This is a genomic window from Haemophilus sp. HMSC066A11 (assembly GCF_001811665.1).
GTDB classification, from domain to species: domain Bacteria; phylum Pseudomonadota; class Gammaproteobacteria; order Enterobacterales; family Pasteurellaceae; genus Haemophilus; species Haemophilus influenzae.
Genome location: NZ_KV805866.1, coordinates 236,003 through 256,307 on the forward strand (window position 1 = coordinate 236,003; position 20,305 = coordinate 256,307).

General features: G+C 36.7%; 17 protein-coding genes and 1 riboswitch. Of the genes, 2 read left to right on the top strand and 15 right to left on the bottom strand.

Annotation, left to right across the window (positions count from 1 at the left end; all coding sequences use genetic code 11):
* Positions 1 to 270: 270 nt before the first annotated feature.
* On the top strand, positions 271 to 2,268 hold the full coding sequence (gene tkt / locus HMPREF2813_RS04130; protein WP_014550961.1) for a transketolase: 1,998 nt from the start codon (positions 271 to 273) through the stop codon (positions 2,266 to 2,268).
* Positions 2,269 to 2,391: 123 nt separating this feature from the next.
* On the opposite strand, the gene bioB is transcribed toward tkt, so the two are convergent.
* The 15 genes from bioB to HMPREF2813_RS04205 all read right to left on the bottom strand — a co-directional run bounded on the left by bioB (position 2,392) and on the right by HMPREF2813_RS04205 (position 18,242).
* Positions 2,392 to 3,393, bottom strand: coding sequence for a biotin synthase BioB (gene bioB, locus HMPREF2813_RS04135; RefSeq protein ID WP_014550962.1), 1,002 nt, complete (start codon positions 3,391 to 3,393; stop codon positions 2,392 to 2,394).
* 112 nt (positions 3,394 to 3,505) lie between these two features.
* Positions 3,506 to 4,153 carry a thiamine ABC transporter ATP-binding protein gene (thiQ, locus tag HMPREF2813_RS04140; RefSeq protein WP_014550963.1) on the bottom strand — a complete coding sequence of 216 codons (648 nt, stop codon included), beginning with the start codon at positions 4,151 to 4,153 and terminating at the stop codon, positions 3,506 to 3,508.
* Positions 4,137 to 5,753 carry a thiamine/thiamine pyrophosphate ABC transporter permease gene (thiP, locus tag HMPREF2813_RS04145; RefSeq protein WP_014550964.1) on the bottom strand — a complete coding sequence of 539 codons (1,617 nt, stop codon included), beginning with the start codon at positions 5,751 to 5,753 and terminating at the stop codon, positions 4,137 to 4,139. Before thiP ends, thiQ begins: the two co-directional genes overlap by 17 nt.
* Before the next feature lie 4 nt (positions 5,754 to 5,757).
* Complete coding sequence (gene thiB, locus HMPREF2813_RS04150) at positions 5,758 to 6,756, bottom strand: thiamine ABC transporter substrate binding subunit (protein ID WP_014550965.1); 999 nt, start codon at positions 6,754 to 6,756, stop codon at positions 5,758 to 5,760.
* A gap of 52 nt (positions 6,757 to 6,808) precedes the next feature.
* Positions 6,809 to 6,896: riboswitch (TPP riboswitch) on the bottom strand.
* Positions 6,897 to 7,002: 106 nt separating this feature from the next.
* A complete protein-coding gene (locus HMPREF2813_RS04155; RefSeq protein WP_041174638.1) occupies positions 7,003 to 7,350 on the bottom strand; it encodes a helix-hairpin-helix domain-containing protein in 348 nt (115 codons plus the stop codon).
* A gap of 168 nt (positions 7,351 to 7,518) precedes the next feature.
* Positions 7,519 to 8,463, bottom strand: coding sequence for a 4-hydroxy-3-methylbut-2-enyl diphosphate reductase (gene ispH / locus HMPREF2813_RS04160; RefSeq protein ID WP_014550967.1), 945 nt, complete (start codon positions 8,461 to 8,463; stop codon positions 7,519 to 7,521).
* Positions 8,460 to 8,975, bottom strand: coding sequence for a signal peptidase II (lspA, locus tag HMPREF2813_RS04165; protein ID WP_014550968.1), 516 nt, complete (start codon positions 8,973 to 8,975; stop codon positions 8,460 to 8,462). Before lspA ends, ispH begins: the two co-directional genes overlap by 4 nt.
* Before the next feature lie 69 nt (positions 8,976 to 9,044).
* A complete protein-coding gene (locus tag HMPREF2813_RS04170; RefSeq protein ID WP_014550969.1) occupies positions 9,045 to 10,604 on the bottom strand; it encodes a phosphoethanolamine transferase in 1,560 nt (519 codons plus the stop codon).
* An 87-nt stretch (positions 10,605 to 10,691) separates the two neighbouring features.
* Positions 10,692 to 12,560, bottom strand: a complete 1,869-nt coding sequence (locus HMPREF2813_RS04175; protein ID WP_014550970.1) for a SurA N-terminal domain-containing protein — start codon at positions 12,558 to 12,560, stop codon at positions 10,692 to 10,694.
* Positions 12,561 to 12,748: 188 nt separating this feature from the next.
* Complete coding sequence (mnmE, locus tag HMPREF2813_RS04180) at positions 12,749 to 14,107, bottom strand: tRNA uridine-5-carboxymethylaminomethyl(34) synthesis GTPase MnmE (protein WP_041174639.1); 1,359 nt, start codon at positions 14,105 to 14,107, stop codon at positions 12,749 to 12,751.
* 158 nt (positions 14,108 to 14,265) lie between these two features.
* Positions 14,266 to 15,891: a membrane protein insertase YidC gene (gene yidC / locus HMPREF2813_RS04185; RefSeq protein WP_014550972.1), complete on the bottom strand. Its 1,626-nt coding sequence runs from the start codon at positions 15,889 to 15,891 to the stop codon at positions 14,266 to 14,268.
* Positions 15,891 to 16,151: a membrane protein insertion efficiency factor YidD gene (gene yidD, locus HMPREF2813_RS04190; RefSeq protein ID WP_005647910.1), complete on the bottom strand. Its 261-nt coding sequence runs from the start codon at positions 16,149 to 16,151 to the stop codon at positions 15,891 to 15,893. Before yidD ends, yidC begins: the two co-directional genes overlap by 1 nt.
* Positions 16,115 to 16,474 (bottom strand): ribonuclease P protein component, encoded by a 360-nt coding sequence (gene rnpA, locus HMPREF2813_RS04195; RefSeq protein ID WP_005647913.1) that lies wholly within the window; start codon positions 16,472 to 16,474, stop codon positions 16,115 to 16,117. Before rnpA ends, yidD begins: the two co-directional genes overlap by 37 nt.
* Positions 16,475 to 16,486: 12 nt before the next feature.
* Complete coding sequence (gene rpmH, locus HMPREF2813_RS04200; RefSeq protein WP_005539760.1) at positions 16,487 to 16,621, bottom strand: 50S ribosomal protein L34; 135 nt, start codon at positions 16,619 to 16,621, stop codon at positions 16,487 to 16,489.
* 175 nt (positions 16,622 to 16,796) lie between these two features.
* Entirely contained in the window at positions 16,797 to 18,242 is a 1,446-nt protein-coding gene (locus tag HMPREF2813_RS04205) for a surface lipoprotein assembly modifier (RefSeq protein ID WP_014550973.1), read from the bottom strand.
* A 98-nt stretch (positions 18,243 to 18,340) separates the two neighbouring features.
* Here HMPREF2813_RS04205 and HMPREF2813_RS04210 point away from each other — a divergent pair, with 98 nt between their 5' ends.
* Positions 18,341 to 20,293: a transferrin-binding protein-like solute binding protein gene (locus HMPREF2813_RS04210; protein ID WP_048946791.1), complete on the top strand. Its 1,953-nt coding sequence runs from the start codon at positions 18,341 to 18,343 to the stop codon at positions 20,291 to 20,293.
* Positions 20,294 to 20,305 lie beyond the last annotated feature (12 nt).

Below are 20,305 nucleotides of genomic sequence, written 5' to 3' on the forward strand. Positions count from 1 at the left end.
AAGCCTAGCGATATTTGGCGTTATCTTATTTGGTGTAAAACAAGTATTTTTTAAGTCATTATCGCTGTTCTTATCATAAACTCAAAGAGAAAAAAGTGCGGTAAATTTGACAATAAAATCTAGTAGTATGCGTTTTCATCAATGTCGTCGTAGAATTTGATTATTGTCACAAACTATTAAATTGAGTGCGGATTTTTGCTAAATTTCCTTCAGAAATAAGGTAGAATGCGCAAGATTATTTTTCAAAACGAATTATCACAGGAGAACAAAATGGCAACTCGTAAACAATTAGCCAATGCAATTCGTGTCTTAGCAATGGATTCTGTACAAAAAGCGAAATCAGGTCACCCTGGAGCCCCAATGGGGATGGCGGATATTGCAGAAGTGTTATGGCGCGACTTTTTAAAACACAATCCAACTAATCCTAAATGGGCTGACCGAGATCGTTTTGTACTTTCTAACGGCCATGGTTCTATGTTGATTTATAGTCTTTTACATTTAACTGGCTATGATCTTTCTATCGAAGATTTAAAACAATTCCGTCAATTACATTCTAAAACCCCTGGCCACCCAGAATATGGTTATGCGCCCGGTGTTGAAACCACGACTGGCCCTCTTGGTCAAGGTATTACCAATGCTGTTGGTATGGCAATTGCAGAAAAAACACTTGCAGGTCAATTTAACCGTGAAGGCCATGAAATTGTCGATCACCACACTTATGTGTTCTTAGGCGATGGCTGTTTAATGGAAGGGATCTCTCACGAGGCTTGCTCTTTAGCGGGAACATTAGGTCTTGGCAAATTAATTGCATTCTACGATGACAATAATATTTCCATTGATGGTCATGTTGATGGCTGGTTCAGCGATGATACTGCAGCACGTTTTGAAGCTTATGGCTGGCAAGTAATTCGTAATGTAGATGGTCACGATGCAGAGCAAATTCGTGCTGCTACCATTCTTGCTCAAGCAGAAAAAGAAAAACCAACGTTAATAATTTGTAAAACCATCATTGGTTTTGGTTCTCCAAATAAATCAGGCTCTCACGATAGCCACGGTGCGCCATTAGGCGATGAAGAAATCGCTTTAACTCGCAAAGCACTTGGTTGGGAATATGCGCCATTTGAAATTCCAGCTGAATACTATGCTGAATGGTCTGCAAAAGAGAAAGGCTCAGCAGCAGAAAAATCTTGGGAAGAAAAATTTGCCGCCTATGCAAAAGCCTATCCTGAATTAGCAGCAGAATTTAAACGTCGTGTTTCTGGCGAATTACCAGCAAATTGGGCGGCAGAATCCAAAGCGTTCATTGAAAAATTACAAGCAAATCCAGCGAGCATCGCAAGCCGTAAAGCATCACAAAATGCAATCGAGGCGTACGCTCACGTATTACCTGAATTCTTAGGTGGTTCTGCAGACTTAGCAAGCTCTAACTTAACCTTATGGAGTGGTTCTAAACCGATTCGTGCGCATGAAAACGTAGGTGGTAACTACATCAACTACGGCGTTCGTGAATTTGGTATGTCTGCCATTATGAACGGTATTGCTTTACACGGAGGTTTCATTCCTTATGGTGCAACTTTCTTAATGTTCTACGAATATGCACACAATGCGGTACGTATGGCGGCATTAATGAAACAACGCGCTTTATTCGTTTACACTCACGATTCTATCGGTTTAGGCGAAGATGGCCCAACACACCAACCTGTAGAACAAACGGCTTCACTACGCTTAATTCCAAACCTTGAAACATGGCGTCCATGTGACCAAGTGGAATCTGCTATTGCATGGCAACAAGCGGTTGAACGTCAAGATGGCCCAAGTGCGTTGATCTTTACCCGTCAAAATCTTGCTCAAATGAACCGCACTTCTGCACAATTAGATGCAGTTAAACGTGGTGCTTATGTGTTAAAAGATTGTGATGGCACACCTGAGTTAATCTTCATTGCGACAGGTTCTGAAGTGGAATTAGCAGTAAAAGCTGCAGATGTATTGAGTGCTGAAGGTAAAAAAGTGCGTGTTGTTTCTATGCCAAGCACTAATCGTTTTGATAAACAAGATGCAGCATACCGTGAAAGCGTATTGCCTGCAGCTGTAACAAAACGTGTTGCAATTGAAGCGGGTATTGCTGACTTCTGGTATAAATACGTTGGATTCAACGGTCGTGTTGTCGGTATGAATAGCTTCGGCGAATCCGCACCAGCAGATCAATTATTTAAACTCTTTGGTTTCACTGTTGAAAACGTGGTAGCGAAAGCAAAAGAAATTCTTTAAGATTCATATAATTAGCTCCTTGATATTCAAGGAGCTATTTTATTGGCTATTAAAAATTATTGTGAGATATGAAATAAAGAAAGGAATAGATGTATACTTAATTTCTCAGCTATCTAACGAAAACTACAACTTTTTATTTTCTGCAGTTTCTGGCTCTAAATCTAATTTTGCCATTAATAACTGATCGCCATCTTCTTCTGGATTATCTGTAACAAGTAATTTATCGCCATAGAAAATCGAATTTGCCCCCGCCATAAAACACATCGCTTGCATTTCTTCAGTCATACCACTGCGACCTGCAGAAAGACGAACATAACTTTTTGGCATAGTAATACGTGCAACAGCAATCGTTCGCACAAACTCCGTCCAATCTAATTCTTCCGCATCGGCTAAGGGTGTACCTTCAACCTTAACGAGTTGATTAATCGGCACTGACTCAGGTTGCGGATCAAGATTTGCAAGGCTCGCGATTAATCCTGCTCGTTCTTTACGAGTTTCATTCATCCCCACAATGCCGCCACAACACACTTTTAACCCAGCTTTGCGTACTTTTCCTAAAGTGCTAAGACGATCATCAAAACGGCGTGTACCAATCACTTCCGCATAATGTTCTGGCGCGGTATCAAGATTATGATTGTAATAATCTAATCCAGCTTCTTTTAAATCTTCTGCCATACCGTCTTGCAATAAACCAAAGGTACCGCAAGTTTCTAAACCAAGGGATTTCACTGCTTTAATAATTTCTGTGACTTTCTCAATATCTTTTGGCTTAGGGCCTCGCCAAGCTGCGCCCATACAAAAACGCCCTGCACCACGCGCTTTCGCAATTTTTGCTTTCGCAATAATTTCATTAACATCTAATAACTGTTGATTTTGTACGCCAGTATGATAACGGGCTGATTGAGGGCAATAACCACAGTCTTCTGGGCATCCACCCGTTTTGATAGACATTAACGTGGATAACTGAATCGTGCGAGGATTAAAATGCTTACGATGAATTTGCGCTGCTCGGTAAACTAATTCCAAAAATGGCGTTTCAAATAACGCCTCTACTTTGCAAACAGACCAATATTCTACACTTGGATGAGGTGTAATAGAGTTAATTTGTAATTTTTCCGCTAACATATTTTTCCTTTGAAAGTGCGGTTAAAAACACCACGCTTTTTATACTTTCTTAATTGATGAACTAGTGTATATGGTAGAAACAATCAATTCAACGTTATGAATAAAACTAATTTTACACCCCTTTTTGTAATTGACTTATCTGACCATTTTCCACCACTAACACCTGATCTATCGAGCCGATTAATTCCGATGGTTGGTGGGTAACAAGTAGCAATGTTAAATCTTTCTCGTCACAAAGTTTAGCAATTAAAGCCAGCATTTCTACCCGAAGTTTCTGATCTAACGCCGAAAACGGTTCATCTAATAACAAAATTGGCTTATCTCTCAATAAACAACGCGCCAATGCCACTCGTTGTTTTTGCCCCCCCGAAAGAGAATTCGGTAAACGTTCTAAATAATCGCCCAATCCTACAGAACAAGCGACCTGTTCAATTTTTTCCTGCTCAAGTGCAGTTAATTTTAAAGAGGGTTTTATTCCTAAGGCAAGATTTTGTTGTATAGTCAAATGGGGAAATAAGTTATTTTCTTGAAATAGCATGGAAACAGGACGCTCGTAAGGCGCACTACGCGTATGATTTTTATCGTTTAACCAAATTTCTCCTTGAGCAGGAAATTCAAACCCAGCAATTAAATTCAATAAGGTACTTTTCCCTGCGCCACTTTCGCCAATAATTGCAACACGCTCGCCAGCATTTACGCTCAAATTAAAGCACATCGGTAAGGTTTTATCGTTCAAAATCACATTATTTAGATAAATCATCAGCATCCCTATATGTATGAATAAAGGCAAACAATATGCCACAAAGCAATAATAAAATCCCTGCGGTTACAGCTGCATCTTGATTACGATAATTACCTAACTGCTGATATAACAAATGCGGTAGAGAAGTAAACTCTTGATTGCCAAATAACGCAATCGCCGTAAAATCGCCGAGAGATAACGCTAAACCTAAAGCAAAAGCATAACGCAACGGTGCGCGCAAGGTTTTCCACTCAATCAGATAAAAACGTTGCCAACCCACAATTCCCAAACTGTTACACAGATTTTCGTAATAACGCATATTATTATGAAAAGGTGCGCTTAAAATACGTAAAACAAAAGGCATTGCACTTAAAGCATTACAAAATACAACGATGATAAACAAATCAATATTGGAAAAATCACGCTCTTGTAATAATAAAAATAACCCCATCGCAAGCACTAAAATCGGGATGGCTAAAATTACCATTCCTGCATTAATAATAAATTGCGAGATTTTTTGATAATGTAACCATTCTAAACGACGTGATAAAAGCAATAAGGCAATCGCCATCGTTAATGCAAGTAATGCAGACAAGGGTGCGATAGAAAGTGAATAACCTAACGCACGCCAAAGTTGAGAATTATGCCAAACCTTGAGTAAACTTGATGAACTCAATGCGCTAATAAGAATATTCAAAACTGGCGAAAAAAGGAAAAATACAAAAACAAGTAAGACCAAAACATGGAAAATTTTGACCGCACTTTTAGGTTCCACAAACCAAGGATTACTATTGCTCAAGCCATTTTGATTAGAGGGAGAAAAACGCGACGTTAAGCTAAATAAAAGCAAGCAAAATACAAATTGCAACATAGCAAAGAGTGCCGCTTTCGGCAGATCAAACTCAAATAAAATCGCTTGGTAGATTGCTGTTTCTAATGTTGTATATTGAGGCCCACCACCTAGCGTAAGAACAACGGTAAAACTGGTAAAGCACAGCATAAAAATCAAGCTAAATGTGGGCAAACATTGCTGACGAAAAACCGGCCATTCCACCAATTTAACGAATTGCCAACCTTGTAAATTAAGCTGGGCTGCAAGCTGACGTTGCTGATAAGGGATACTTTGCAAACTTTGTAAGAAAAGTTGCGCTGCCAGTGGGATATTGAAAAAAAGATGGGCAATTAAAATACCCGACAGTCCGTAAATATGCCCCTGCCACGACATTCCAAAAAGATTAGCAAACCAAGCTAACCAACCGCTTGAACCATAAATACCGATCAAACCAAAAATTGCCACTAAAGCAGGTAAGACAAAAGTTAGCGACATTAATTTTAACAACCACTTTTTTCCAAAAAATGGCTTATAAAATAATGCCCGAGCGAGAAGTAAACCAAAGAAAATAGATAAAACGGTAGAAAGTAAGGATTGCCCAAAACTGAAAAGAATCAGATGCTGTAGATAATCATCAGTAAACCAAGCTCGCCATTGTAATTCATCGCCCAATGTAAAGATTGAACTTAACGCACTTCCATAAAAAAGCGTAATCACGCCGATGACAACAACGCCGCCCACATAATGACGCAGGCGGAATTGTGGATGATGAAATAACGACAGCATCAAATTATTTTGTTAATGTAGTTTGCCAAGTGCTGATCCAATTTTTTAACTGCTCAGGATTCACTGTTGGATTAATTGGTGTTTGCGTTTTTTGTTGAACTTTAAGCGCATCAAAATGCGGTTCAATTTCGCCTTGAATAACTGGCAACATAATATTGGCTGTCACAATATGTTTTTGTGCTGTAGGCGAAATTAAAAATGCCATAAAATCATCCGCACATTGATTTGGATGGTTGGCAACTCTTGCCGCTAATTCTACTTGAGTAATATGCCCTTCCGCAAAATCTGTCGCCGCATAATTATCTTTTTTCTCAAAAAGTTGATGATAAAGTGGCGATGTGCTGTAACTTAATACTAAATCCGCTTCGCCTTTTAAGAATGCACCGTAAGTATCTGACCAGCCTTTACCCACTGTTACCGTATGCTTATCTAAATTTTTCCAAGCAGATTGAATTTTATCTTCAGGATAAATTACATTCATCCAAACCAATAAACCACGTCCCACACTGCTGGTGCGAGGATCTTGATAAATCACACGAAGATCTTGACGTTCAACTAATTCTTTCAAACTTTTCGGCGGATTTTGTAATTTGGTTTTATCGTACACAAAAGCATAATTACCGAAATCGAAAGGTAAGAAAGTTTTATTTGTCCATTTTGTTGGTAAATCAAGCTGAGTTAAATCCACGTTATTTGGCGCAAAAATACCTGTTTTTTCAGCTTGTTCCAAAAAAAAGTTATCTAAACCTAGCACAATATCCGCTTTTGTTTTCTTTCCTTCCAAACGAACACGGTTGAGCAACACTCCAACGCTTTCAAAAGGCGTAAAATTAATAGTGCATTGTGGGTGTGCTTTTTCAAAATCTTGTTTTACTTTTGGCCCCGCACCCCATTCAGAAGTGAAAGAATCGTAGCTATATACGTTCACACTTTGCTGTGATTGTGCTAATGCTGCAGTGGAAAAAAGTGCGGTAGAAATTAAGGTTAATTTAAGAAGGTTCATTATTACATCCTTATTTATGATTAAAAGGCAGCAATAATGACGAAAAGGAGATAAGGCTATATTCCTAGTTTCCTACGTCAGTATTAACTGTTTCAGGTTCACGGGTATGATCTCAGCGTATTGCACCCCGACTAGGCTTGCTAGTGTATTAAAATTTACTCAAGTTGCCAACGGCTTTTTAATGTATTCTGTGTGTAAAGAATAAAAAAGCCCTGTAAAACAGGGCATTCATTGGAGGTTAGAAAATTAAAAGATTATACGATCACGATTTTTCTCTAGTGTTGCTTTGCCAATTCCTTGTACTTCTAAAAGCTGTTCTACATTAGTAAAATTACCGTGTTTTTCACGATATTGCACAATAGCTTCCGCTTTTTTCGCACCAATGCCAGTTAGGGATTTTTGAATTTCACTGGCAGTTGCTATGTTAATATTCAATTTATCTCCCATCATAGCTGCTGCTACTTGTGAATCCGTTTGAGTGGTCACAACAGCTTGAGTTGTTTGCTCAACCACCTTGTCTTCAGCAAAAGTGGAACCAGCTGCAAGTGACCCACACAATACAAACGAAGTGAATAATGTTTTCATTAATTTCATAGAGGTTTCCTTATAATATGAACCGTTGATCAACAATCAACACACACATTTTTTCCTGCCTTGCAAAAAACCTCAAGAAACTGACCGCACTTTTGCGATCTCGATCTCAAAAATTCTTAATTTGAATGAAAAAACAAAGGACTTATCATTGACGATAAGCCCTTAGTATTAATTAACTTCTTTTATTCTCAACTCTTTTGGCACTTCAAAGAACATATTTTCTTCTAAACCTTGCAGTTCTTCTATAGTATCCGCACCAAACTCTTTTAAGCGAGAAATAATCGATTGGACTAATTCTTCGGGTGCAGACGCGCCAGCTGTAATCCCAATGGTTTTTACATCATTAAACCAATCATCTTGAATATCGGAAGGATCATCAAGAAGCTGTGATTTAATCCCCATTCGAGACGCCAATTCAGCTAAACGATTTGAATTTGATGAGTTTTTAGACCCCACAACCAACACTAAATCTGATAATTTAGCCAATTCTCGCACCGCTTCTTGACGATTGGTTGTCGCATAACAAATATCGTTTTTATGTGGCCCTTGAATAGCGGGATATTTTTCTTTTAATGCAGCAATAGTTTCTGCTGTATCATCTAGCGATAAAGTGGTTTGCGTCATAAAGGTTAAATTATCATTTTCTTGCATTGGCAAACGCGCAATATCTTCTACTTTTTCAATCAGGAAAATACCGCCATCTTCATTGCTATACTGCCCCATTGTGCCTTCAACTTCAGGATGCCCTTTATGTCCAATCAAAATTGCTTTTGTTCCCTTTCGACTTGCACGAGCAACTTGCATATGCACTTTGGTCACCAAAGGACAGGTTGCATCAAATACTTTGAGATTGCGGTCTTTCGCTTCTTGTCGAACGGCTTGAGATACGCCGTGTGCAGAAAAAATCACGATCGCACCATCAGGTACCTCGCTTAATTCTTCCACGAAGATCGCACCACGATCACGCAATCCGTTCACAACAAATCGGTTATGCACCACTTCATGACGAACATAAATCGGTGCACCGTGAATTTCTAAGGCAAGTTCAACAATACTAATAGCACGGTCTACACCGGCACAGAATCCTCGTGGATTGGCTAAAATTATCTTCATTTCTGACCGCACTTTTCTACTTGTTTATCTTGTACTTTTTTCTTTTCGCTCTTAAACGCATCTAATGCTAATAACCCTGCGCCAATACAAATGGCAATATCGGCGATATTAAACACTGGATAATGGTAAATATCCCAATAGAAATCAAAGAAATCCACGACAAAACCGTTATAAGCACGATCTACCATATTCGCTAATGCACCACCAATAATCAGTGCATAAGCAGAATTTTGGATTTTTTGTTCAGCATTATTTTTTACTAAAAAATAAACCAACATGCCTGAAATAGCCAACGCTAACAAAATAAAGAAATATTGTTGCCAGCCACTATGATCCGCTAAGAAACTAAATGCCGCACCATAATTGCGAACATAGGTAAGATTGAAAACAGGCAGCACATTAACACTTTCATACAAATCAAATTTTTGTACCACAATGTATTTAGTGAGCAAATCAACCACGAAAGCGACCGCACTTAACCATAAAAACGAAAGCCCTGATTTTTTGGACATACTATTTCCCTTTTAAAAAAATTCCGCTCATTCTAGCACAAGCCGATAAATGATAAAGCACGATCTCATTTACTGAACGGTTTCTGGTAATTTTGCTGGATCATCAGCCAACTCTTTAACATTTACAACGTTATTCCAATCAAATACCTTAATTTCCTGTTTTTCAGGATGGAAAAAATCCACGCCTTGTAAATGTTTTTCCTTAATTCCCATCCAATCAGCAAAACCATAAACAAAATTAAATGCCGATTGTGGCGTTTTTATTTTTTCTACCTTTTGACTATCACTCGAAAACATTATGAAAGGAATTTCATAATCTTGTTTATAAAGATTATTTGGATGCAATGATAGGCCGTTAGAATCCTCATAATGAGCAAGCCCATGATCAGAAAAGTAAATCACCGAATAGGGTTCATTTTGTGCCACCAATTGTGAATTTAATTTTTCTAAAAACTGATCCGTATATTTAATCGATTCTAAATAACAAGACATCGATTGATTAATAAAATAATTTTTAACCTCGTATGGAAGACGCTCACAAAAAGCAGGATGTGAGCCTATTAAATGAATCACAATTAATTTTGAATTGCTAATATTTTCTTTTAAGGCTTTATCTAATACAGGCAACATTTCATCGTCATAAACTTTTTTAGAGTTATAACCTAACGGCTTCATAAAAATCGTTTCATCTGCACTTTGACCAATACGAGATGCTATCGTATCAAATTCCCCAATTTTGCCTTGATTAGAAATCCAATAGGTTTTCACACCCGCTTTTTTGGCTAAAGAAATAATATTATCCGTATAAACCGTTTCCCCTTTATCTGCTCGATATAGGGTGAGTTGTAAAGACGGTTGCGTATTCGGTGCCGCAGAATAATAATTTTCAAAAACAGTGCCTTTCACACGCTCTAAAAATGGTGTGGTTTTCAATGGAAAGCCATATAACGACATATAATCTTTTCGCATGCTTTCACCGATAATCAAAATATAATTTTTATATTTTGGCATAAAAGATTGAATATCCCATTGAGAAGGCGCATTAGCGGATTGATTTAGAAAATCACGTTGTTCTAAATACAGATCATTCATTCGATCAAATTCAGAATAAAAAAGAACGGGATAAAAACGGAATTTATACGCATAGTTCCAATCAGAAAATTGATTGTAAGAAAAAACTAATAATAGGCTGATAACAGCCGTATTTAGCCATTTAAATGCTTGCCGTTTAAAATAAAAACTTAATTTCATTAAAGCAACAAACAGGATGAAATAACTAGCTTGAAATAAAAATATCCAAAAAGGAATGGTTGTGTAGTATTCCAAGGTTTCATTAATATTCGTTTCATAAACAGAAGCGATAATACCCAAAGATGGAATACCATAGAAAAAACCAGCAGAGCAATAAAATAACGCGCTGAGGAATAATACAGTAATTAATACTCGCCCAACCCAAGGGGTAAAATAAAAAGAAATCGCCGTGATAACAAATAAAATTGCGTAATCTGAAACAGGAATATTCTCACTTAATACATTGCCTAATCCCATATTGGTAAATATGGAAAAGAGAAACAATAAAAAATAAAACCATATTGTTTTAGAATGAATTATTTTTTTCCCGAACATCATTAACTTCCTTTCGCACAAAAGTAAAAAAGTGCGGTGAAATTTACCGCACTTTTGAGCAGAATTTATCTCAAATTATAATTTAACCTACTATTGTTGTGCTTCATCATCTTGATTGATGAAAGAATCATTTACCTCAATTTTCGCTCTCTCACGTAATCCTTGTATTAACTGAACTTGTAATTCAGATTGATGACTACGCAATAATTGCATACCAAATTGCGACAATTCTTTTTCACTTAAACTGCCTTGTTCAACCTTATTCAAAGCGACAACAACGACATCGCCATTTGAATTATGCACCACTTGATAAAGAGCTTTACTTGATTCAGGTTTAGCAATTGAAAATATACCATTTGTTAAAATAGGATCTTTATTTTCACTTAAAGTAAAAGTCTGCTCACTTGAGAAATTAATGCCATCTACTTTTGATTCAGGGTTTTCACTTAATTTTTTCACTGCTTGTTGTGCTTTTTCATTAAGCGCATTCTCAGCTTTCTGACGTTTTAAGAAAGTTTCAATATCTATTTTAGCCTCTTCTAAACTTTTTACGCCCTCTGCTTTGCGATCCAACACACGTACAATAATTGTGTGATAATCGCCTACATTAATTGGTTCAGAATTCATACCAACATTCGTAGTATCTGATTCAAATATTGTGTAAATAACATTAGGGAAATTTAATCCAGCTGGCACATTTTGACGAGAAAAATAATCGCTCTCTTGAACCTTAACACCTGCTGCTTGTGCTGCAGTATGAAGTGACTTACTGTCTTCAAAAGCCTTATCACTCGCTTGTTTTTCTAAAGAAAAATAACGACTCTCCATCAAAGATTTACGAACTAAATCTGCAATTTGAGCTTTCACATTCTCCAAACTTTGCGCTTTACGTTCTTGCACTAACACAATATGGTAATTGCCATCCACATTGATTGGTTGGCTATATTGCCCTACCTGCAATGCAGCTGCGGCATCTTCAAAGGCTTTTGGTAATTCATTCTCATTTACCCAGCCTAAATCCCCGCCATTCTCACCAGAAATTTTATCCAAAGATTTCGCTTTAGCGACATCAGCGAAATTTGCCCCTTTCTGTAATTCCTCGTAAGCCACTTTCGCATCTTGTTCATTTGCAAATTGAATATGTGCTAAATGTTGAGTCATAAATTGTGCTTTATTATCTTGATAATATTGTGCAATTTCTACATCTGTAACTTGAAGATTTCTACTGATGTTATCTGCAGAAAGATCAATATACTGAACTTTAACCTGCTCTGGCTGAACAAAAGACTTTTGATTAGCTTCATAATACGTTTTGATTTCATCATCAGAGACTGATTGTTTTGCCATTTCATCTGCAAGAGATAAAGTTGCTAAACGAGCTAAACGCTTTTGAAAGAAAACTTCTGCGCTATTTTTTACTTGAGCAGGAACAATAAATTCACTGTTAGCAACGCCATTTTGTATTTGTTCAAGAGGTAACGAAGCACGTAAAATTGAAGCGTAACCATCTGAAGTTAAATGATTTTGTTGTAATATTCGTTGATAAACAGCATTATCAAATTTACCCTTTACTTGAAAATTAGGATCGGTCACGATTGCACGTTTAATCATTTCATCACTCACGCCTAATTTTAATTCTTTAACATATTGGCGAAGTAATTCTTGATCAATCATTAGATTAACGATGTTTTGACGAAGTGCGGTAACAAATTCAGGAGAATCAGACTGAGCCACAAACGCCTCTCCCTCACGTTGTGCGCGTATTTCAAATTCTTGATTATAGCGATTTAAAAAATCTTGTTGAGAAATCACTTCGCCGTTCACTTTTGCCGCATAAGTATCATTTGAGCTAAAAAGATAGCCAGACATTCCACCAACTAAAAACGATACAGTAATCAAACCTAAGATAAATTTAGAAACCTTTGAGTTTGTTAAATTGTGCATTTTTTCAATTAACATTCTATAACCCTTGTTATAAATATAAAATTTTCCTGATTATAATCTAAACGTAAAAAATTAGCATCTTAAAAAGTAAAAACACCGTACTCATAAAGCAAGCTAATGCCAATTCCAATCAGCACTATGCCACCAAAAATCTCCGCTTTTGATTTAAATTTTTGCCAAAAAATGACCGCACTTTACGCTTCCTATTTTCCAATGCAGAAAGAACTAAAAATATTACCAAGTAAATCATCGGATGTGAATTGACCCGTAATTTCACTTAAATAGCTTTGAACTAAGCGTAATTCTTCCGCTAAAAGTTCTCCTGCGTGAAATTCTGTAAGTTGAACCAAACCGATTTGTAAATGCTCTGCGGCTTTATCCAACGCATCTAAATGACGACGACGAGCTAAAAATCCCCCTTCCATGCCAGCTTGGAAACCCATTGCTTGTTTCAAATGTTCACGTAAAAGTTTTACGCCATCATGCGTTTGAGCGGAAAGACTAATCATTTGATAACCACCCTGTTCGCTTTCACTTGCTTGTTCGCCATTTAAATCAATTTTGTTTCTAACAATAGTAACTGGCAAGGTTGAGGGTAATTTTGCTAAAAATTCTGACCGCACTTTGCTTAAATCTGCACTTTCAGGATCGCTACTATCTAACATCAAAATAATACGATCGGCTTGTTCAATCTCTGTCCAAGCACGAGAAATCCCAATACGCTCTACTTCATCGGTTGCATCTCGAAGACCTGCGGTATCAATAATATGCAATGGCATACCGTCAATATGAATATGCTCACGCAATACATCACGGGTTGTACCTGCAATATCCGTGACGATAGCCGCTTCGCGACCAGCAAGCGCATTAAGCAAGCTCGATTTACCCGCATTCGGACGACCAGCAATCACGACTTTCATTCCCTCACGTAAAATAGAACCTTGTTTGGCTTCAGAGCGAACATCTTCCAACTGATTTATAATACCACGTAAATTTGCTTCAATTTTTCCATCCGCCAAGAAATCAATTTCTTCATCAGGAAAGTCAATGCTTGCTTCTACATAAGTACGTAAGTAAATCACAGAATCAACTAATGTATTTACTTTTTTAGAAAACTCTCCTTGTAAGGATTTTAATGCGGAACGTGCGGCTTGTTCTGATGTTGCATCAATTAAATCCGCAATGGCCTCAGCTTGAGCAAGATCCAATTTATCATTCAAAAAAGCTTGTTCAGAAAACTCGCCTGGTCTCGCCAAACGGATTCCATCAATTTGTAAAATACGTTTGAGTAATAAATCTAATACAACCTGTCCACCGTGACCTTGCAATTCCAACACATCTTCACCAGTAAATGAATTTGGCGATTTGAAATAAAGCGCAATCCCTTGGTCTAAAATAGTGCCATCAGCATCTTTAAAAGGAAGATAATCTGCCATTCTTGGCTTCGGGCATTTACCTAATATAGCTTGAGCAACTTTTGTTGCTAAAGGCCCAGAGACCCTTAAAATCCCAATGCCACCACGACCTGGTGCAGTAGCTTGAGCAACGATTGTTTCTTTCATAAAAAACTCTTTAAAATCTAGCCGCACTTTTAATTTAGAGGGATAACGCTTATCCCTGTTTCTACTAAAAAAACTCTATCTCTACAAAATGCAGAATATATTAAGATCAAATAATAAAGAAAGGCACATTCCGTGCCTTTCTTTTTGCCTGTTCGTGACTATTTTTTACGAGAATGCAACCCTTTTTTCTCTAAACCACGATAAATTAATTGCTGTTGGGCGATAGTGATCAAGTTAGATACTAACCAGTATAATACCAAGCCTGATGGGAACCACAAGAAAAAGAACATAAAAACTAATGGCATAAAATTCATTACTTTTTGTTGTGTTGGGTCAGTTACTGGTGTTGGAGACATTTTTTGCAACAAGAACATTGAGATACCCATTAAAATAGGGAGAATGTAATAAGGATCTTGTGCCGATAAGTCTTGGATCCAACCAAAGAATGGTGCATGACGTAATTCAACGGCTTCTAAGAACGTCCAGTATAATGCGATAAAAATTGGCATTTGAAGAAGAATTGGCAAACAACCACCAAGTGGATTTACTTTTTCCTCTTTATAAAGCTTCATCATTTCTTGGCTCATACGTTGGCGATCATCTCCAAAACGTTCACGCATTTCTTGCATTTTCGGTTGCAAAATACGCATTTTAGCCATTGAAGTATATTGTGCTTTTGTAAGAGGATACAAAATTGCTTTCACTACAATTGTTACACAGATAATCGCTAAACCCCAGTTAGACACAATCCCTTGAATAAAGGTTAATAACCAGAATAACGGTTTAGCAATAAACCAAGCCCAGCCATAATCAACGGTTAAATCTAAATTATTTGCGACAGTTGCCATTTGATTTTGAAGTTTAGGACCAGTCCACAATGAACTTGTAATCGTCTCTTGGCTACCACTAGGAATAGTGACAACAGGACCACGATAACCAATTGATGCAACATTATTTTTACTATCTGTAATTGTGTAAAGTTGATTATTTACATCTTGATTTGGGATCCACGCAGAAACGAAATAATGTTGTAACACCGCAACCCAACCAGCTTTAGTATCAATAGAAAGATTATTATCTTGCATATCAGCAAAACTATATTTTTTATAGTTAGTGTCTGAAGAAGAATATGCACCGCCAGTATAAGTAGGCATTGCAACATTACCAGAGCTTTCAACAATAGAATGCTTCAATTGACCATAAGGCTCAACTTCAATGGCTTGACCACTTTGGTTATCAATCTTGTAATCTACGCCTAAATCATAGCTACCACGTTTTAATACGAAGATTTTTTGATAAGTTACGCCATCTTTTTCAAAAAGAAGCGGTACAGAAAGAGATTCTTGCCCCTCTGCTAATTTAAAATTATCGCCTTCAATTTGATATTGCGCACGACCAGAACGAGTATCAATACCGTTTTTACCAATTAAACCACTTTGCGCAATATAAATATGCTCTTTAGTATCTTTTAATAATTCAAACGGTGTTTTTGAATCCAATTCTGCATCATATTTTAATAATTCAGAGCTAATTACATCGCCACCCAATGTATCAATTTTCAAACGGAACACATCGTTTTCAAGAGTAATAATACGACCACGAGTTTGAGAATCAGCTATGGCTTGTGAATTAGAAGGGGAACTTGCCGGAACGTCAGAAGTGGCAGTTATTGAAGTTGTTTGTTCAGTTTGCACAGGTGGATTTTTATCCAACTGCCATTGCTGATAAACAAGGAAAGAAATAAAAATCAGTGCAAGCACTAATAGGCTACGTCTTGAGTCCATTATTTTTTCTCATCATTATTATTGGTTTTTGGTGGAACAGGATCGAATCCACCTGCGTTTAAAGGATGGCATTTTAATACACGTTTCAGCGTAAGCCAACCACCTTTTAATAATCCGTGTGTTTTTAATGCTTCAATACCATAGCAAGAACAAGTAGGCACAAACCGACAACGAGCCCCAATAAACGGACTAATCATAATTTGATAAAGACGGATAATCTTAATTAAGATTTTTGTGCCAAGCGAATGTGTCTCTGCCATAATTTTTCGAGTATTTGTGCAAATGTATTATTGTCGAGTTTTCCAATACCATTTTTAGCTACAAAAACAAAATCATAAGCAGGCAAACGATGCTGTGATAAACGAAAACTTTCTCGTACTAAGCGTTTAATTCGATTACGCTCGTGGGCGCGTTTTAAATGTTTTTTAGCAACGGTCAAACCTAAACGCGGATGTTCAAGATTATTTTTTCTAGCAAGGATTGTAATTTCGGGAGTACTAGCTCTGAATGGCTGTTCGAAAACATTTTTGAATTGAATGGGAGTTAATAAACGTAACTCCCTTGAAAAGTTCAGCTTAACCACTAAGAATTGTGATTATGCAGATAAACTTTTACGACCTTTAGCACGGCGACGCGCTAAAACTTGACGGCCATTTTTAGTTGCCATACGAGCGCGGAAACCGTGAGTACGACTACGTTTTAATACAGAAGGTTGAAATGTACGTTTCATTTTAATTTACCTAAATACAATTAAGAGTGAATAAAATAGGGTGCAATTCTAGTCATAAAATGCGCGTTCGTCAAATAAGAAACAGAAATTTTTTAAAAAATCTCAAACTAATATTAAAAATATAGTGTATGCACTTTGACAATGTTAGAGATAACTCAACAGTTAGTTTACAACCTTAAAATATTTTTCCAATTTCGAGATAAATTCTATTTTTATCATAACGATAAAAAGCATGATTACTAGTGGATTTTTGATAATCCCACGATAATTTAGGTGTTAATCCCATAAAATGTATATTTCGATGCCATAAAGTAATTGTGGTTGTGTATTCACGATTTTTTTGCTGTATCCCAATCAAATCTTTCTCTCTATACACTCGATTGGCATAACTAAAAGTAAGACGTGATGAAATACCATGAGACCAATCCTGCCCCCAACCAAGTCTCAATGTCTTTTGTTGATAAGCATTATCTAATGCTTGTGTATTTTCTCGATGAAAATCCATTCCAACAAACCAAAATTGAGTACTTTTAGGCAAATAAAATAATGTTGATGAAATGAAATAATAATTACCATCTAAATGTTTTCGGATTTTATAACGAGATTCTCCATACTCAAGTGCGGTAGAAATTTGCCAAGTTTTACTTAGCCAATCTACGTTTTCTAAACGAATACCCAATTTATCCGCATATTGCTTCATTGTATTCGTTCCAGAGCTACCGCCTGCATACCAACGCTTTTCTTGAAAAGGAAACAACGAGACTTCAACTGAGGCAGTTTGATAGCCTAAACCACCACCTATACGCACAGTAGCCTCATTGTATTTTTTATTATCCCAATAATATTTTCCATTCCCATTAAACATAGTTTTACTAAAAAAATGATCTGCCCACGGCCATTTTTTTTCTACTGATAAAGAATACCCTACCCCCTGCCCACTTTCTTTTTCCCAAGCGGTCCAACTACCAATTTTTGTGCCACTTTTTGGAGCGTTATTCAAATTATCATCATTTAAAAAATTTAATCCTACTTGCCATATCCATTGATTCCGCTGATTTAGTGTTAAAAGATACTGATCAATAACACCTAAAAATTTTTCATCATCTACCTCTGTACGTAATTTTTCAAATTGAATTTTGGCAGCTTCATTTTCATAGTTAAAAAATAGAGCTTGAGCTAATTGATAACGCAAAGGTAGTAAAGATGCGTTTCGAGCGAATAATTCACGATAATAAGCAATAGATTGAGTTAAATCACCTTGTTCACGAGCTTCAATAGCCTTTGCCCAAGTTAGCAAGAAATTATCTTGCTGAGGAAATTGTTTATATAGTGGTAATAACAGTTGAACTGCCTGAGTGTTATTTTGATATAAAGCAGGAATTAACCCACGCAAAACAAGTCTTGGATGGTGCGCTAATTGGCTTTTGGAAAGAGAAATAATATGCCTATTTGGTATTTCTTTCTTAGGCATAGAAGAAAAAGAGGAGGTTTTTAATTCCGCACTTTGAATCGTATTTGTCAATGTATCATTTTTAGGACGTGCAACTTCTGCCCAAGCTACATTCGTTAATGATAAGCCTATTAATGATAAGAGAGAAAGTTGTTTTACGCCATTTTTCATATTTTATCCATGAACTTAAAAAATTATAAGTTGACATTATTACAAAAAAAAAAATGATAATGCGAACAATTATCAATTTTGTATAAGAATATAATTCTATGAAATCTGTACCTCTTATCACTGGTGGACTTTCCTTTTTATTAAGTGCTTGTAGCGGGGGAGGTGGTTCTTTTGATGTAGATGACGTCTCTAATCCCTCCTCTTCTAAACCACGTTATCAAGACGATACTTCAAGTTCAAGAACAAAATCTAAATTGGAAAATTTGTCCATTCCTTCTTTAGGGGGAGGGATGAAGTTAGTGGCTCAGAATCTTCGTGATAGGACAAAACCTAGTCTCTTAAATGAAGATGACTATATGATATTTTCCTCACTTTCAACGATTAAAGCTGATGTTGAAAAAGAAAATAAACACTATACAAGTCCAGTTGGCTCAATAGACGAGCCTAGTACAACAAATCCAAAAGAAAATGATCATGGACAAAGATATGTATATTCAGGACTTTATTATATTCCATCGTGGAATTTAAACGATCTTAAAAATAACAAGTATTATTATTCTGGTTACTATGGATATGCGTATTACTTTGGCAAGCAAACAGCCACTACATTACCTGTAAATGGCAAAGTAACGTATAAAGGAACTTGGAGCTTCATCACCGCAGCTGAAAATGGCAAAAGGTATCCTTTGTTAAGTAATGGCAGTCAAGCTTATTTTCGACGTAGTGCAATTCCAGAAGATATTGATTTAGAAGTTAAAAATGATGAGAATAGAGAAAAAGGGCTAGTGAGTGAATTTAGTGCAGATTTTGGGACTAAAAAACTGACAGGAGGACTGTTTTACACCAAAAGACAAACTCATATTCAAAACCATGAAAAGAAAAAACTCTATGATATAGATGCCCATATTTATAGTAATAGATTCAGAGGTAAAGTAAATCCTACCCAAAAAGATTCTAAAGAACATCCCTTTACCAGCGAGGGAACATTAGAAGGTGGTTTTTACGGGCCTGAAGGTCAAGAATTAGGAGGAAAGTTTTTAGCTGGCGACAAAAAAGTTTTTGGGGTATTTAGTGCCAAAGGAACGGAAGAAAACAAAAAATTACCCAAAGAAACCTTAATTGATGGCAAGCTAACTACTTTCTCTACTAAAACAACCGATGCAAAAACCAATGCAACAGCCAATGCAACAACCAGTACCGCAGCCAATACAACAACCGATACAACAGCCAATACAATAACCGATGCAGAAAACTTTAAGACGAAAGATATATCAAGTTTTGGTGAAGCTGATTACCTTTTAATTGATAATTACCCTGTTCCTCTTTTACCTGAGAGTGGTGATTTCATAAGTAGTAAGCACCATACTGTAGGAAAGAAAACCTATCAAGTAAAAGCATGTTGCAGTAATCTAAGCTATGTGAAATTTGGTATGTATTATGAAGTCCCACCTAAAGAAGAAGAAAAAGACAAAGAAAAAAAAGAAAAAGAAAAAGAAAAAGAAAAACAAGCGACAAATCTATCGAACACTTATTATCAATTCTTATTAGGTCTCCGTACTCCCAGTTCTGAAATTCCTAAAGGAGGAAGTGCAAAATATCTCGGTAGTTGGTTTGGTTATCTGAGCGATGGTTCAACATCTTACTCCCCCAGTGGTGATAAGAAACGCGAGAACAATGCTCTCGCCGAGTTTAATGTAAATTTTGCCGATAAAACATTAAAAGGCCAATTAAAACGACACGATAATCAAAATACCGTATTTACAATTGATGCAACCTTTAAAAGTGGTAAGAATAACTTCACTGGTACAGCAACCGCAAACAATGTAGCGATTGATCCCCAAAGTACACAAGGCACATCTAACGTCAATTTCACGGCAACAGTAAATGGGGCATTTTATGGGCCGAACGCTACAGAATTAGGCGGTTATTTCACCTATAACGGAAATCCTACAGATAAAAGTTCCTCAACCGTACCTTCATCATCCAATTCAAAAAATGCAAGAGCTGCAGTTGTCTTTGGTGCGAGACAACAAGTAGAAACAACCAAATAATGGAATACTAAA